Raw genomic sequence first — 330 nt, forward strand, 5'->3', positions numbered from 1 at the left:
TGCCGACCACGCTGGCGCTGCCCTTGTTCGCCGGCGCACTGGCCGAGTTCAGCGTGAACAGGTGGCCGTCGTCAACATCGGTGTCATTGGCCAGCACGTCGATCGTCAGGGTCTGGTTTTCCGTGCCGGCGGCCACATCGGCCACTGCTATCGGCGCGTCGTTGGTGCCGGTGATGGTCACGTCCACCGTGGAACTCGAGAGCGCTCCGTGTTCGTCCTGCATCGTGTAGCTGAGCGTCACGTGCTCGACCGCGCCTTGCGCCAGATGATCGAAGTCGGCCCCCGGGTTGAATACCAGCTGGTTGCCGACCACGCTGGCCGTGCCCTTGT

The 330-nt window shown here is 65.2% G+C and carries 1 protein-coding gene; it reads right to left on the minus strand.

Annotated elements, in window-relative coordinates; translation table 11 throughout:
* Positions 1 to 330 (minus strand): Ig-like domain-containing protein (locus ACZYSM_RS29420; protein ID WP_489077213.1); only part of this gene is annotated, 330 nt, incomplete at both ends.

The sequence above is a fragment of the Pseudomonas sp. F220 genome (assembly GCF_057813935.1).